Here is a 14785-nt window from a genome sequence, read left to right as displayed (position 1 = left end):
GAGTTAGATACAAACCGATCCCTAATGGGGCAAGAAAAAATAAAGCGGGTGCTGCCAAAAGCGGTTTCCACAGGGACTTACCTGGTTTACTTGATTCCCCATTCTTTTCCTCACTCAACATGAACTCCTCCTTTCCATTTGAAGTCATCGGTACATTATCATATGTAAGTCAACACAAAAACGGAAAATTCTAAAGTCCCATTTTTTTTGAAAAGGATTTTACTAAAAGCGGACTCAGTAAGGGCTGCCGTAATTTTATTTAAGGAATTCTTAAGGTCATTCCCCTGGTGAACTAAAGCTTTACCGTGCCGGGGGACTGATCCCTTTTTCACTATAGCAAACAAAGAAAATGTAATATGAAATGCCAATCGGATTGCATGTCAATTTGATGGGCATTTTTTATTATATTTTGTGAACCAACGCAGTTAAACTATCGGGGTGTTTTAGTGAATAAGGGATAGCGTCAGGAAAATGAAGAATTACAACGCTACGTCAGACTAATAGAATGATACTATTTTACTATAGATATGATATAATTTTATACAAAATGATATAAGGGTGGTACAGGAAATGGAGAAACAACAAAAACAGAAAAAACCGTTCTATAAAAAATGGTGGGTTTGGGTGATTGCGATTATTATTATTGTGGCTGCTGTCAACAGCAACGACGATGATAAAGCGGACGCAAACAAAAAGGAAAGCAAGTCGGCTGTCACCGAATCGGTAAAGGATAAACCAGAGGAGAAAAAAGAGGAACCAAAAAAAGAGGAACCAAAAAAAGAGGAACCAAAAAAAGAAGATACGAAGGCAGAGGATAATGTTCCTGCAGAATATAAATCTGCTTTGAAAAAGGCTGAATCGTATGCAAAAACAATGAACATGTCAAAACAAGGAATTTATGAACAATTAACTTCTGAATATGGTGAAAAGTTTTCCGCAGAATCTGCTAAGTATGCAATGGATAATCTTAAATTTGACTGGAAAGCAAACGCTTTGAAAAAGGCTGAATCCTATTCAAAAACTATGCACATGTCAAAACAAGGAATTTATGATCAACTTATTTCTGAACAAGGTGAAAAATTTACTAATGATGAAGCACAGTACGCAATTGACAATTTAAAAGCCGATTTTAATAAAAATGCCTTGGAAAAGGCAAAAAGCTATCAGGAATCAATGAGTATGTCACCAGAAGCGATAAGAGACCAACTGACTTCTGAATACGGTGAAAAATTTACAAAAGAAGAAGCCGATTATGCTATTAAGAATTTAAATAAATAAAACGCAAAACACGCCCTCATCCTTTTCTTTGGTTAAGGGCGTTTTATTGCCATTGGGAGAATCGTCATGAAAATGTGCATAGCGCTGTAAATTCGCATTTTCCTGACGGTATCCCAATTAGCAACAAAAATAAATTCTGAGAATAGTCTAGTCCTACGGATTGGCTATTTAATTTTTAAACAAAAAGCATCGTAATATGAGGTGCAATTTGATATGCATTTTACTTTACATTTTTATTTGTTAATTAACGTTTTGCGATAGGAAATGGAACCCGTTATATTAAATATAGATATAAGATACCGATAGCGCTGCGTGTCTAGCATTTTTCGACTACTTCATTCAAAAAAGCCTATAAAATCACCCAAAATTGTAAAAACGCCTTCAAAAATGATTTTTGAAGGCGTTTTTTGACGTTTTGCTCTAAAAATCCCTTCATAAATAAAAAATGGGGATTCGCTTTACCCCGCCAATCTCGCTATCGTAGAAGTACTGAGACGCGGGCTTTTTTCATATTGCCCTTGCAAAGGACAAGGTTATGAATAGTGTCATAAAAGATTCAGATTCAATTGAAAAACATATGACCATTTTCTTCATTTAACTATAAAAAAGTAATGAAGAAGTTTTATTTGAAGAAAGGCAGTGGTTGATTTGGCAAAGTATAGAATGGTGCGTACGGATTTTTGGAAGAATCCGATTGTTTCAGAAGAGATGACACCGGAGGACAAATACTTTTATTTGTACTTGCTTACCAATCCACATACGACCCAAATTGGAATCTATAAGATTACCAAAAAACAAATGGCTTTTGATTTGGGCTATTCTATTGAAAGTGTTCATTCGTTAATGGAACGATTCATCGTGCATCACAAGGTAATTCGTTACAATCCAGAAACGAGAGAACTCGCGATTAAAAACTGGGGTAAATATAATCTCCATAAAGGCGGAAAACCGGTTATGGATTGTATTTATTCCGAGTTAAAAGATGTGGAGGATCTCTCACTCATTCAATATATTTCGGTAGGCATTCAAAAACAGGAAATTCGCAGTCTATTTGAATCCTTTTGTGGACAAAAAGAGTTGTCTAACTGCAATGATGTTAGTGACGAAAATGAAATTGATACATATGTCGAAACTGAATGCGAAGGTTTAGACGATACGTTCATGCAACGATATACGATACGTGGACAAAAAGAAAATGAAAATAAAAAAGAAAATAAAAAACAACAACAAGAAGCTTTTAATCCAAATATAGAGGAAAAGCCAGACATCGTGAATCCATTACATAATAATCAAAAAGATGTGAAAGAAATTGTAGAGTTTTGGGACGTTAATGGATTTGGTTTTTCGAACGTAAATGCGAAACAGCAGCTGTTAGCTTGGTTGGATGATTCTAGTTTTTTACAGCCGAAAGATGTGATGATAAAAGCGATGAATATTGCCTGTGCTAATAACAAGCGAAGGCTTAGCTATGTGGTTGGGATCCTGAAAAACTGGGAAAATGAGTCTTTACTCACTGTAGAAGAAATTGATGCCTACCATGAGAACCAAAAGTCCGTACCGAAGCATAGGCAATCAACCGAATCGTTTAAAGCTGGAAGAGATATTCCAAGTGGATTTGAACTCGACCTTACGGAAGGTGAAGAGGATTGAGTATCGCGGAAAAAGCGTTTTTAGGAAGCATGATGAAGGCGGAGTACTTACTCAAGGATACCGTGATCCAACCTGAGCTGCTGGAATGTACACGAAATAAAGAAGTCATGAGAAGAATGGTGGAGTTAACACGAACTGGTAAGAATATCGATTTGATCACATTGTCAACCCTACCCGACCTTGAATCGTAGGGGGAATGTCTTACCTAGCGGAGCTGTTATCGCACGCGGAAGTTGAGAAGTTTGAGGGAATGGAGAAGCTCATTCTTGATCTGTGGAAGGAACGGGAAAAGAGAAACATATTAACGGTTGCTGCCATAAATGATTGGGAGATTTCGAAAGTCATTGCCGAATTGGATAAAATCAACCAAATGAAGATGGATAATCACACGCCCTTACAACAGGCGTTGGCAGATATCTATGAGGCACCCTGGGAAGATCCAATACGCCAGAAAAGTGCAAAAACAGGTATCATCCTGACCCACTCAAGTCAATTTTATGGAGGAAATTCCTATTTGTAGGTAACGGAAATATAAAAATCCCTCAAAACGATGGGGAAGGATTTTGATTGCCCTGTCATTTGTTTAATTAAGGGAGGCAGACTATCGATGGAGTTTGAAGACGGGAACAAAAATGATGCTTACGGTAGACTGTTTGCCTATGATTTCGTGGATGGGGTATCCGTTAAAGAGACACTGCTAAAAGAAGTATTTGCACGGGTGGAATATATTATGGATATGAACGGGTGAAAATCTAGTATAGAGGAGCAAACTGAAGATCTGGAGCACCTAGGACTATGTGATATTTAGGAGATTTAATGGGGGTGTGAATGATAGAGAAGGAAAAAATAGCGAAAGCCAGTTTCGTTTTTATTATGATTTATGAAGTAGCGGTTGTTTCTTGGGAGGAGTAATCCCAGATTTTGTCGAATTACAATATAAAAATAATATATATTGGAGTCAAAAAGATGAAACATACTATTCTAGAACCTATTAAATTACCAAACATTTTGCGAGGACGCAACATTCATCATAACGTCATCCCCACAGTTTGTAATTTAAAAAATATGCTGAACAAACTGATTTCAGTTCAAGGTGTTTACACCCAATTAAAACAATGGGAAAAGCGAAGTTATCAAGCGTATCAAATAGACGAAATTAAACTAGCAATCTTATTCGCATCCGATGAACAAAGAAAAAACTTAATTAAACAACATATTCTTAGCGGCAGCCCAAATGAATTTGGAGCAAGCTGCATCGATATTTACTTAGTAGCCTATGTTGCCGAAACCTATGGACCTGGTAAAGCTGTTTTTGTTGATTACATAATGAAAAGCGGTATTTCAGAAAAAGTAAATTCCGCTCAAGCTATTTGGCAAGTGGGAAAGGGTGACGGTGTTTATCTTGAAATACTAAATAATGACGGAACAATTCGGGATTGGGACTTTTTTGCAAAATGGATAAATGGTAATCAGCGATGGGATAATGGCAATTCTTTAAAACATTTGAGTATTTCAGGTGATCATTGATGCAGAACGGGATAGATAATAGTTTAGAAAAAAGGGAACTTCACAAAGTATATACGCTAATGGGAGCCGATAGTGAACCCTATGAGAGTGAAACTCCAGGGACATAAAGTATGATTCTTTTTAGATTTTGGAAACATAACTAATATGGTTTATGAAATTTTGTTAGGTATGTGGGGTGATTTAGTGTACGTTTTGAATGGCAGAAAAGCAGAGAAAATAGAGGCAGTCACTTTTGCTGATTTAAGAATGCAAGAAAGTGATATAGAAGAAATTCTAAGAAGCAGTATCGATATGATTTGTGATGATGAAGAATCAATGCTCATTGTGGGTCAGCAAGTCAAGAATGAAAAGAATGGTCGGAGCGACTTAACTGCAATTGATAATAATGGGAATATCGTCTTAATCGAAATTAAACGGGACCGAAAAGATATTGAAGGCAGGAAAGAGGCTTTTGAATTTCAGGCTATCCGTTACGCAGCAAGTTATGCCACCCTTGAGAGTACAGAGGATCTTGTGAAAAAAGTTTATGCACCCTATATCGAAAAATATCGAAGTGAATTTGAACTTGGCGTACTAACCTCTTATGAGCTCGAATCCGAAAGTTAAACGAATTTTTGAGGGTCAACGAGGCGGAAAAGAGTTTTAACAAAAAGCAAAAGATTGTTTTGGTAGCTTCAGATTTCGATGAACAGACACTTTCCGCAGTGTCCTGGCTAAATAGTAATCATGTGGATATGAGTTGTTATAAACTTACTCCCTTTAAGGTCAATGATGAAATTTATTTACAAACGGAAAAAGTTTTACCCGTCACCAATTTTGAAGATTACTATGTGAATCTTATGGATAAATCATTAGCTACAATGGTAAAAAGAAATAAAGGTGGTACCCGACGGACTCTACCAAAGATAGATGCAATGCTTGGTTGGGGAGTGGTCAAAGAAGGAGATGTTATTGCAGCCAAGGATAGAGACAATGAAGGAATACTTCTAGCTAATGGAAACATCATGGTAAATGACAAAGAAAAATCTATGCAATCGTGGTTAAAGGAGATTTATGGATGGTCCAGTGTACAAACATATGTTTTTGCAATCCATAAAGAAAGCGGTAAATCTCTATCGCAGATTAGAGAAGAATATATGTCTCAACAGGCAATGGAAGCTACTGATGATTTTTAAGTATAGTTTTTGAATATACAAAGAAATAATTATTCTTTATCAAAATCGACAAGTACCCGGAACTTGTCGATTTTATTTAAATTGGATAAACAAGAGGCAAAACATAACACTTAAAAAAGGATACCTTGAAATCATCAATTAGTTATTTCGCCGTACCTGCTTTTCCATGTTAACCACTCCTCGTTTGGATTGTACACCACCAAGAAAAACTGCTTTTGGCCCATCGCATTAGCCAATTGGTTCTCCTTATCGTGTTTTTTCATTCACATTTACCTTCAAAAAAACCCAGCAGAACCGTCCCCATGGTCCCGGGTCATTCCCCTGGTGAACTAAAGCTTTACCGTGTCGGGGGACTGACCCCTTTTTCTGTGCAAGGCCAGTGGGTCAGATCCTTGATGCGCTAACGCTTTAGCACACTGGGGGTCCCGCTGACCCTGGAGTATTATCCTACACAGGCACAAACTATAAAACCGCCTTTTTGGACTAAAACACTTTTTCATTTAGAGGAAGTGTTTTTTTATTTTCAAAATCTAAGTATACCTATGAGCGAAATCGATTAGTTTGAATTTCTTAGATTGTTTAACTTGTTTCCAATAGTTAATAGTGATCTATTTTCCAATTAACATAGAAATTTCTTCTTTATTATTAAAACTGAGTTAACTTACCTATTTATATTTGTGGCATTTAAGTATTATTTTACTAATTTATTTGAAGTTAAGTCCTAATGTTCCCATTATTTGTGATATAATATTTATAGTTTAGAATCAAGAGTAAATAATTTGAAAATTCTGAAGGGGAACTAATCAATGAATTCTTTTGTAAATTATTTAGATCAGTTTAATGTTCTTTCTCCTAACCATTCAAAAATCTATGATGAATATACATATGAACAAAGTGAAAACGCTTATTCTTTTAAAATTGATACAAAAGTAGAGCATTACTTGATTGAAATGTTTAAGTCTCGGCCGCAAAGTGTAATCCTTACAGGAAATGCAGGAGATGGGAAAACTAGACTTTGCCGTTCTATCTATAATAAATTCAGTCAGCAAGAACTAGGAAATTGGCCGACCTCGGGAATTATTGATATAGAGTTTATTCATGGAAAAATCAGAATTGTAAAGGATCTCTCAGAGCTTAAAGAGGAAATTATCTTACAAGAACTTATTTCTCTTCAAAAAGGTATCGAATCTAATCATTCAAAAAAAGTATATTATTTAATTGCAGCTAATGAAGGTAAACTGACAAAGTTTTTATCTCAATGCAGAGATTTGAGTTCACTGAAGAAGGCAGTAACAGATCGTTTTAGGGACTATAGAAGTAATGATGAAACTTTTAGTGTAATCAATTTATTAAGTGTAACCTCCTCTATCTATGTAGAAAAGGTTTTAGCGGAATGGAACAAGGAGGAAAATTGGCTGCCATGCGATGGATGCACCAGTAAAAATTCATGCATTATATATTTAAATCATAAAAGGACATCACAACCCCATGTGAAAGATAGGCTAGTCGAACAATATAGACTATTAGATTATTTAGGTACACACATTACTATGCGTGAGTTATTGATACATATTAGCTTTCTATTAACGGGTGGATTTACTTGTAAGGATATAAAAGATGCGGGTTATGATGGGTTAAAACAACAAATTGAAAAACCTTATTATCAAAATTTTTATGGCCATAACATTGAACATGAAGCCTTTTCTGAAATGAGAGCATTAAGGCATTTCAGAGAATTGGACCCAGGAGCTCATTCAGTATCAAGAATTGATGATTTTATCATCAATGGAGATTTAAGCGGTGACAAAGAGTTAGAATCTCTACATTCTGCTCTTTATAATAATGACCTAGATTTATATCTGGGATACTTCAAAAAACGTTTAGAAATGTATAGGGATCATAACAAAGATAGTAATGATACTCTGATTGATGAATGGATTAGTAAACTCAGAAGAAAGTTTTATTTTGAATTTCCTAATGAAGTTCTATTTAACAGAAAGAGCATGATCCCATTTCAATACATAAATGAATATGACCAAATGTTCGATAATTTGATTAAACGTATGCACAGTAGGAAGGACATAATTAATGGATTAAATAGATCCTTCTCGAAAAGACTTGTTTCCCCAAGTCAACAATTGTATGCAACGAATGAGAATTTAATGATTCACTCTTTGGTCCCTAGTACACAAGTAATCATTGAAGAAGAAAATACAAGAAATGACATTGACCACTTACCGTCAAGATTTTACATGGCTGTGAACCATAAAATAAAAATGCCAGTAGATTTACATGTTTTTGAATATTTAATGCGGTTAAATAACGGAAATACCCACAATATTCTAAAAGAAGATGTAGAAATCTTATTAGATACTTTTAAAAATGAGATTATAAAAAATAGTGAACAGGATCAATTTGTTTTAAATATTTTAAGACTAGATTCTGAAAAAGGTTTGTTCATTCATGATGAGATTTTTGTAGATTGAGGTGAAAATAATGTCGGGAAAAACTGCAAATGTTGAAGAATTTTCTTCAAAACTTTCTGCTCAAATCTGGGGACATCGATTTAAAGATGGACAAAGAGGACCTGAATATGTTTTGGAGTTTTTAAATGTAATGTATGGGACGGATTATTGTTTAGATGCTGATTGCTATTTTAGAAATAAGTCTGTTAATCTTCGAAAATTTGTTTTTGAGGGAGTTAAGGAAGGAAGTAAAAGGGATACCGCTCAATTAGATTCAGATCAGAAGACTAATTTGTACGAAAGAATACCTAGTGAAGAAAAAGTAGAAGTTATCAGGGAGTTTTTGAGAAACTTGGAAGTCCCATTAACTGACGGAAGAGGCAAAGAGGCTGACCGATCCTGGTACGCCAGAACTTTATATCCTTTACATGAAAGTCTTTTATTTTTTGAACTTCGCACTAAAGGAAAAGTTGTTTCATATGAACGGAACTTTTTTGCTCGTGGTGGGGAACTTTTCTATTTAATGCTATCATACGGAACTGTTAATAATTCAGAATTGAGAAAGTCAATCGAGGAGCGATTAAAGGTATTACTTCAAAAAAATATTTCTATAGAAAAAATTGTTAATTCAATTCAAGCAGCATTAGGAGATAAAGATCAGAATCTGAGGAATGATACCTACCCATTAAAAAATACGGGTGATGTAAAAGAGTACCCTTCCTTACCTGTTAATGACCACCCTTTATTTGAAGAATTTGCGGAAGAACTAAATAACCTTTTAAATATTAACGTTGATGTTTATGAAATGTTTAAATTTTTAACGAGCTTAGTTAGTTTTCAGCTTTTACGATATATGTATGATAGAGCAAAGGTTGCTCAACACGAAAATATTCAGTTATTCTTTGATTGTTTAGATGGAAAAAAAGAGCAGATACTAAAAACATCTGCTAGTACTTTTAGGAAAAATGAGACATTAATTAAGGATAAATTTGAGCACTATTTTAAAATGCATTTCTTTAATTTATTAGGGGATGAGAAAAGTATAGTTAAACAATTATCAATTTGGCAGGAAAATCCTGAAATTTTTATTGAACTAATGGGTTTGAAAAAACTCCTTTCTAGAAAAAGTAGAGTTATCAATACTTTGCTCAAATGTAATAATTATTATGATGTAACTACTAAACTATTTAATACAGTTAAAGAAATAATCTCAGATCAATTAAAAAGACATCAGCTTAGTATTGTAAGAACTTTAGCTAGAGATGGTGGCATCGGTAACTACAAAACAGGAACAAGTTATAGATATAGTATGACTGACACGTTTTTACAAACTTTAGTTTTTATTAATGTTAAGCCAAATGAATCAATAGAATTCAGTGAATTTTTGAATAAACTTTATAAACGGTATGGTTTTGTAATCGGTGTGGTGCAAGCAAGAAATAGTGGATTGTATGAGCAATCGAAATTAAATATAAGTTATTATCAAAAGAATGAACAAGCATTGCGAAGTAAATTAAAGAAGAATGGTTTATTAATAGAGTTCTCCGATGCAACAGCAATGATTCGTAATCCTTACGATATGGCGGAAGGTGTGGCAATAGGATGATTGGCGATAAACTATTAGCAATTTGGATAAATAGATTGTTACAAGATCATTTTAAAAAGCAAAAAAATGATAATACTGAGAAACTATTTATTAAAATATCTGGAGTAGGCAATTCAAATGTGCCTGTTCTTCTGGAAACACTTAGAGAGGATATTGGGGTATTAAAAACTTACTTTTATCCTATAATTAGAACGGTTACTGAGATTCACGGTTTCGAGGAATACTCATATAGGGAATACGAAACTAGCACTTGGTTGAGAAATAATACTAAACCTAATCAGGCACTAGTTCTTATAATAAATGAAATCACCCCAGAGGCCCAAAGTCTTGAAAATATATTTACAATTGATGAGGCATATTTATTATCTCCTCTAGGATTAAAATCATTGTACAATCTTCTTTCAGAAAAAGGGTTTATTGCCCCTGATGAAATCAATTATGTACAGGAATTTATGTCTTTATATACTAGTATTTCTGAGCCTCAATTAAGCAGCGTTTTAAGTTTTCTAGTGGCGATATTAAAAGATCCCAATCCATCAGTTGTTGATAAATTACAAAGAAAGCTGCCTCACTTAAATTTATTTGTAGACACAAAACTAAAAATAAGTATAGAAGATAAACCTCGTCTTAAGAAGAACTTTCTCTTAGCTAATTTAAATATTCGTGAAGCAGACCAAGAAAGAATTATGAATAACGTTTATTCTTTCTTAGAAGAAGAGGAAAAGAGCGATGTTAAACACGAAATTTGGGAGAATAAAACGGTTGACGAGTTTATAACTGAAGTGGTTGATTTCATCAATCAAAATAATAATTTTCTCTTATACTATGATTTTGACTTTATAACGATGGTCTTTGGTTTTAGTACTAAACCCGTAAAAGTTATTGATCAAGTTAAAGAAATTCTTGAGGTCAATAAAGATGAATTTAATGAGGAACAAATAAAAGATTTTGAAAACGGTTATGATGAAGTTGTATCGAATAGCGATCCAGATTCAATTCAAGTATTTATTGATGAGTTTGAAGACGAATTAAATAAAAAACCTGGACTAATAAAAAAGTTAGAAAGACTTGTAGATAAACTTAGGAATCCTTCAATATATGAGGATATTATACAAGGAATTCAAAAAGAGATTTTTACTCTTATCGAAGAGGAGCAAGAGAATCCTGATCTTGCTTCATCAATGTTCCAGGTAGAGATTCTGACTACAAAGTCTACAGAAGATATTGTTGGACTTCTAAAATTATATCTATCCAATATCCAAATTATTATTCCAAGAATAGAATTTATATCTACTTCTTTACCAGATACATGTGACGAGTCAATAAAGGATCCTGATATAGTGTTTGAAATTCGTCATCTAATTAATGGTAACATCATTAATAATAAAAAATTTAAAGTCACTTCTTTTAGTGAGTTAGAGATATTTACTTTTTTTGAACAGATTGAGCAAGGTATAGCCCCGTATATAAAAAATTATGAAGAGAATGAAGTTGAACTGGTCGATCTATTAAGTTTGGTTAAGGAAAATGTGCGGCCATATATTATTTCTAACGAAGCAGGTGTAAAAGAAAATCTTTACTTATTAGAAGAATACTTAAATTCTTATATCTTAAAACTGAATTATGCTAGAGAATATGGTCTATACTCATTAGATGTTAGTTTATTGGAAAATGAACTTTCGGTATTGCTTGAAAATATTTACTGCTCTTCATTGGTTTCACAACAAATTTATCAAAATGTTAATTTTTTTGGAGCTATAGATTATTTTGATAATAAAAAGGGCGAAACCGGTTTACCTGTTACAAGAAAGTTAACAGTATTTAATCCAATCAGGTTAATTGCTTATATAAAGCGGTCTATGGAAATAGGAATACAAATTAACGGATGGATAGAAGCTACGTCCAGGGAAGGATTACAAGTTGAGAAACCGGAAGAGTATCTCGATTATATTCGGCTGCACACGTCAAACCTTGCGCCAAGGTACTTTTCAAGTTATGGTGAACAGTCGTATTTAGTAGAGAACTATGAAGTGCTTGGTGAAGGAACTTTTGTTATTAATACAAAAACTTCATTTAATTCTGATTATCTAGCCAGTGAGTTATCTGATGAATTAATCAAGACAACTAAAAACTATCTAGAAGTGTACCCATATGCTAAGGACGGTATGGACATTTTATTACTGTTTTGTGAAAGTGTCGATGTTGTAAAGAAATGTGTGGATGCATTATTTACCAAAACTAGTATTAAAAAGTTAAGATTAACTGTTCATAGTCCACATGCTGCTAAATTACATAACCAAATAAATAAGTGGATTGAACAGAAGGAAGAGTATACAAAACCAAATCTAGACAGTAAATTTCCAAAGTTGGAACTCAACATCATATCAGGGAAAAATGTTAATGAGATTTTTAGCCAAGTAAATAAATCAATGAGTGATGCTGATATGGTGGTTCTTGCTGATTATTTTGGACATGGTAATCAAATTGCCTATAATTTTGAAAGAATACTACCAAAAGAAACGGAAAAATGGTTTGAAACTATTTATAAAGATCCATTAAAAAATGATGAAGCTGTTAAAAGAATAAGTTATGTTAGTGAGCATTTGCCACAGGTATTACAACATTTTTATCAGATGCAATACATTAATCAAACTGGTGTGATGCCTGATAAAAAAGACTTGTATGTTTTAAAAAATTTAATTTCAATAACGAATATTAAACATAGTTCTCTTATTGACCAGATGCATAAAATATTTAATTGGTCTGTAATATTAGATCGCTATTTAGATAAAACTCTTTTGACAAAAACATCTGCTAACGCAAATATAATTCAATACAAACCAAAGGCAGGGAAAAATAATCAATTCAAACTAATTATTTCTTCTTCAAAATATATACGGAAAATAAGTGAAGAGGCATCTGATTACGCATATTATGATCGACTCCACAGGAAGTTTGTCTCAATAATGAAAAATAAAAATGTTTCAAGAGATGCCGTAATAGAAGCTGTTAATAAGGTTAAAGAGATATCTGGTGGTCTAGTTTTAAAAACCATTGGTAAAGGTAAATATGCTCATGAAATGTTAGCTACATACCTATCAACAGTTAGAAGGAGTCTTACTGTTGATAATCGTCTTCAGGTCTGGGCAGTTTGTGATGATTTACCTTGGTTTGCGAATAACAAAAGGCGACCGGATTTAGTTGAAACTACTATTGAAAAGCACGATGATAAGTTAAAGATTCATTTTGAATTAATTGAGCTAAAATTCATTAATGAGAACATTTTTGATAAAGAACGCTTTGATGCCTTAAAGCAAATAAAAACTGGCTTAAGCCTGTATAATCGATTATTTTCTTTTAATGAAGATCAACTAGACTCAGAGTACTGGAGATCTGAACTTATACAATATTTTATTGAGAAAAGTTCTTATTCACCTGAACATGCGAATTTGTTAAAAGACCTTCAACATACAGAAATTTGCAATATTGAGGTTACTTTTGGTGGAAGTGTGGATGTATATTGTTATACTTCTAATTTAACAGAGTACAATTTCACACAAATTGATAATGGTATATTTAGAGACCAACTAGATTCCAATGTAATTAACTATATATTTACAAGAGGATATATATTAAACCAATTAAAAACATTTGAAGATAACCAACCTATGTATGACGAATTTAACCAATTAAATAGTGATTTTGATGTTCTAAGGACCACTTTAGGATTTAATGAAGATATAGATTTTGAGGATAATCATGAGGAAGAAGCAGTTGGAAAAGGTGATGAAAATGGATTAGGGCAAAAACAAAATCCGATTGAAGAAGGGAACCCTAATGAAGTCATTGATAAGAATGATAATACTCATAAACCTGTCATTTCCAATCAAGATGAGGGTTTAGAACATTTCAGAGAATATCCAGAAGTGGAGGCTCTTAGAGGAATTGAAATTGATTATAAATCTTTTGAAGATAATAGTCTCCAATTAAGAGATCAGTATATTCGGAAACTGAAAAGTAACTTCACTCAAAATGGTATCCACCTTAATATTAAAGATGCAATTATAGGTTCTTCAGTAATCAGACTTGAATTAGATCTGCCTGCTGATTTGCCTGTAAATAAAGTGATAGCACGTTCCAAAGATATTCAGTTATGGCTAGGATTAAGCACAGAGCCGCATATATTTATAAACAAAGGAATGAAAATTGATATTATTCGTGAAGAGCCTGAAACTATCTATTTCGAAAAATTCATGGAACTAACAAGAAAACAATTGAGTGACAAAATTACTAAAACTAACCTAATTGCACCTTTAGGGTTAGATCCACTAAACGATGTTATTTATATGGATTTTTCAAATTCTATGTCTCCACACTTACTAACTGGCGGGACAACCGGAAGTGGTAAGAGTGTTACGTTAAATTCAATTATATTAGGTATGATGTGTCTTTATAGCCCTGATCAAGTACAGTTTCTTTTTATTGATCCGAAAAAGGTTGAATTTACTATTTATGAATATAAAAAACATACCCGTAGCGTAATAACCGATCTTGACGAAGCCATTAAAGTTCTTCAATTTTATGTAAATGAAATGGAAGACCGATATACTAAGTTTGCACGCGAGGGCGTATCGAACCTTGATGAGTATATTGAAGAGGTAGGTGAATGCCTTCCTAGAATTGTTATTGTGTTTGATGAATTTGCTGACTTTATGACTCAGGATGCTGAATTAAAAAAACAAGTTGAAAATTCTATATTGAGACTTGGGCAAAAAGCACGCGCTGCAGGTATACATTTAATTATTTGTACCCAAAATCCGAAAGCAGACATTATTAACACTAATATTAGGAATAACCTAGGAGCTCGTTTAGCACTTAAAGCATCGGACACAAATGCTTCAAATGTAATACTTGATGAATCGGGTGCGGAAAAACTAGCAGGAAAAGGGGATTTTCTTGCCAAAATTTATGGGAATACAGAAAGAGGAAAAAGCCCTTTCTTGACACCAAAAGTTAGAAGGGCATTATTAAAATACCTCAATAAGGAAGAATAGTGGCTGATTCCTTCAGCCACTCACTCCTTT

At 33.5% G+C, this 14785-nt stretch carries 12 protein-coding genes; 11 read left to right on the top strand and 1 reads right to left on the bottom strand.

Annotated elements, in window-relative coordinates; all coding sequences use genetic code 11:
- Positions 1-570 precede the first annotated feature (570 nt).
- From BANVL01_RS19105 to BANVL01_RS28340, 8 genes are all read left to right on the top strand, one after another.
- Positions 571-1278: an Ltp family lipoprotein gene (locus BANVL01_RS19105; RefSeq protein WP_066086671.1), complete on the top strand. Its 708-nt coding sequence runs from the start codon at positions 571-573 to the stop codon at positions 1276-1278.
- Between the two features lie 663 nt (positions 1279-1941).
- Positions 1942-2928: a DnaD domain-containing protein gene (locus BANVL01_RS19100; RefSeq protein ID WP_066096446.1), complete on the top strand. Its 987-nt coding sequence runs from the start codon at positions 1942-1944 to the stop codon at positions 2926-2928.
- Complete coding sequence (locus BANVL01_RS19095) at positions 2925-3119, top strand: DnaB-like helicase N-terminal domain-containing protein (RefSeq protein ID WP_066086674.1); 195 nt, start codon at positions 2925-2927, stop codon at positions 3117-3119. Before BANVL01_RS19100 ends, BANVL01_RS19095 begins: the two co-directional genes overlap by 4 nt.
- A gap of 5 nt (positions 3120-3124) precedes the next feature.
- On the top strand, positions 3125-3448 hold the full coding sequence (locus tag BANVL01_RS19090; RefSeq protein WP_066086677.1) for a hypothetical protein: 324 nt from the start codon (positions 3125-3127) through the stop codon (positions 3446-3448).
- Positions 3449-3478: 30 nt separating this feature from the next.
- Positions 3479-3676: a hypothetical protein gene (locus BANVL01_RS27450; RefSeq protein WP_169803202.1), complete on the top strand. Its 198-nt coding sequence runs from the start codon at positions 3479-3481 to the stop codon at positions 3674-3676.
- A 218-nt stretch (positions 3677-3894) separates the two neighbouring features.
- Positions 3895-4455: a hypothetical protein gene (locus BANVL01_RS19085; RefSeq protein WP_066086680.1), complete on the top strand. Its 561-nt coding sequence runs from the start codon at positions 3895-3897 to the stop codon at positions 4453-4455.
- A gap of 144 nt (positions 4456-4599) precedes the next feature.
- On the top strand, positions 4600-5061 hold the full coding sequence (locus BANVL01_RS28345) for a PDDEXK family nuclease (RefSeq protein WP_235845659.1): 462 nt from the start codon (positions 4600-4602) through the stop codon (positions 5059-5061).
- A gap of 59 nt (positions 5062-5120) precedes the next feature.
- A complete protein-coding gene (locus BANVL01_RS28340; protein ID WP_235845657.1) occupies positions 5121-5630 on the top strand; it encodes a hypothetical protein in 510 nt (169 codons plus the stop codon).
- Between the two features lie 134 nt (positions 5631-5764).
- Here the strand turns inward: BANVL01_RS28340 and BANVL01_RS28630 are convergent, their stop codons facing one another.
- Entirely contained in the window at positions 5765-5893 is a 129-nt protein-coding gene (locus BANVL01_RS28630) for a hypothetical protein (protein ID WP_268874952.1), read from the bottom strand.
- A gap of 543 nt (positions 5894-6436) precedes the next feature.
- Between BANVL01_RS28630 and BANVL01_RS19075 the strand changes: the two genes are divergently transcribed.
- Genes BANVL01_RS19075 through BANVL01_RS19065 form a run of 3 tightly spaced genes read left to right on the top strand, consistent with a single transcriptional unit; the run spans position 6437 to position 14755 of the window.
- Positions 6437-8116: a hypothetical protein gene (locus tag BANVL01_RS19075; protein WP_066086681.1), complete on the top strand. Its 1680-nt coding sequence runs from the start codon at positions 6437-6439 to the stop codon at positions 8114-8116.
- Between the two features lie 10 nt (positions 8117-8126).
- Positions 8127-9701, top strand: coding sequence for a hypothetical protein (locus BANVL01_RS19070; RefSeq protein ID WP_066086687.1), 1575 nt, complete (start codon positions 8127-8129; stop codon positions 9699-9701).
- Positions 9698-14755, top strand: coding sequence for an FtsK/SpoIIIE domain-containing protein (locus BANVL01_RS19065; RefSeq protein ID WP_066148043.1), 5058 nt, complete (start codon positions 9698-9700; stop codon positions 14753-14755). The genes BANVL01_RS19070 and BANVL01_RS19065 overlap by 4 nt, the downstream gene beginning before the upstream one ends.
- Positions 14756-14785 lie beyond the last annotated feature (30 nt).

This window comes from Neobacillus novalis NBRC 102450 (assembly GCF_001591805.1).
GTDB classification, from domain to species: domain Bacteria; phylum Bacillota; class Bacilli; order Bacillales; family Cytobacillaceae; genus Neobacillus; species Neobacillus novalis.
The sequence above is the reverse complement of the archived record's forward strand: the minus strand, read 5'-3'. Positions and strand labels throughout refer to the sequence as shown.

Coding starts and splice junctions, on each gene's coding strand:
- BANVL01_RS19105 (WP_066086671.1), top strand. CDS start 571: ATGGAGAAACAACAAAAACAGAAAAAACCGTTCTATAAAAAATGGTGG.
- BANVL01_RS19100 (WP_066096446.1), top strand. CDS start 1,942: ATGGTGCGTACGGATTTTTGGAAGAATCCGATTGTTTCAGAAGAGATG.
- BANVL01_RS19090 (WP_066086677.1), top strand. CDS start 3,125: ATGTCTTACCTAGCGGAGCTGTTATCGCACGCGGAAGTTGAGAAGTTT.
- BANVL01_RS27450 (WP_169803202.1), top strand. CDS start 3,479: ATGGGGAAGGATTTTGATTGCCCTGTCATTTGTTTAATTAAGGGAGGC.
- BANVL01_RS19085 (WP_066086680.1), top strand. CDS start 3,895: ATGAAACATACTATTCTAGAACCTATTAAATTACCAAACATTTTGCGA.
- BANVL01_RS28345 (WP_235845659.1), top strand. CDS start 4,600: ATGGTTTATGAAATTTTGTTAGGTATGTGGGGTGATTTAGTGTACGTT.
- BANVL01_RS28630 (WP_268874952.1), bottom strand. CDS start 5,893: ATGAAAAAACACGATAAGGAGAACCAATTGGCTAATGCGATGGGCCAA.
- BANVL01_RS19075 (WP_066086681.1), top strand. CDS start 6,437: ATGAATTCTTTTGTAAATTATTTAGATCAGTTTAATGTTCTTTCTCCT.
- BANVL01_RS19070 (WP_066086687.1), top strand. CDS start 8,127: ATGTCGGGAAAAACTGCAAATGTTGAAGAATTTTCTTCAAAACTTTCT.
- BANVL01_RS19065 (WP_066148043.1), top strand. CDS start 9,698: ATGATTGGCGATAAACTATTAGCAATTTGGATAAATAGATTGTTACAA.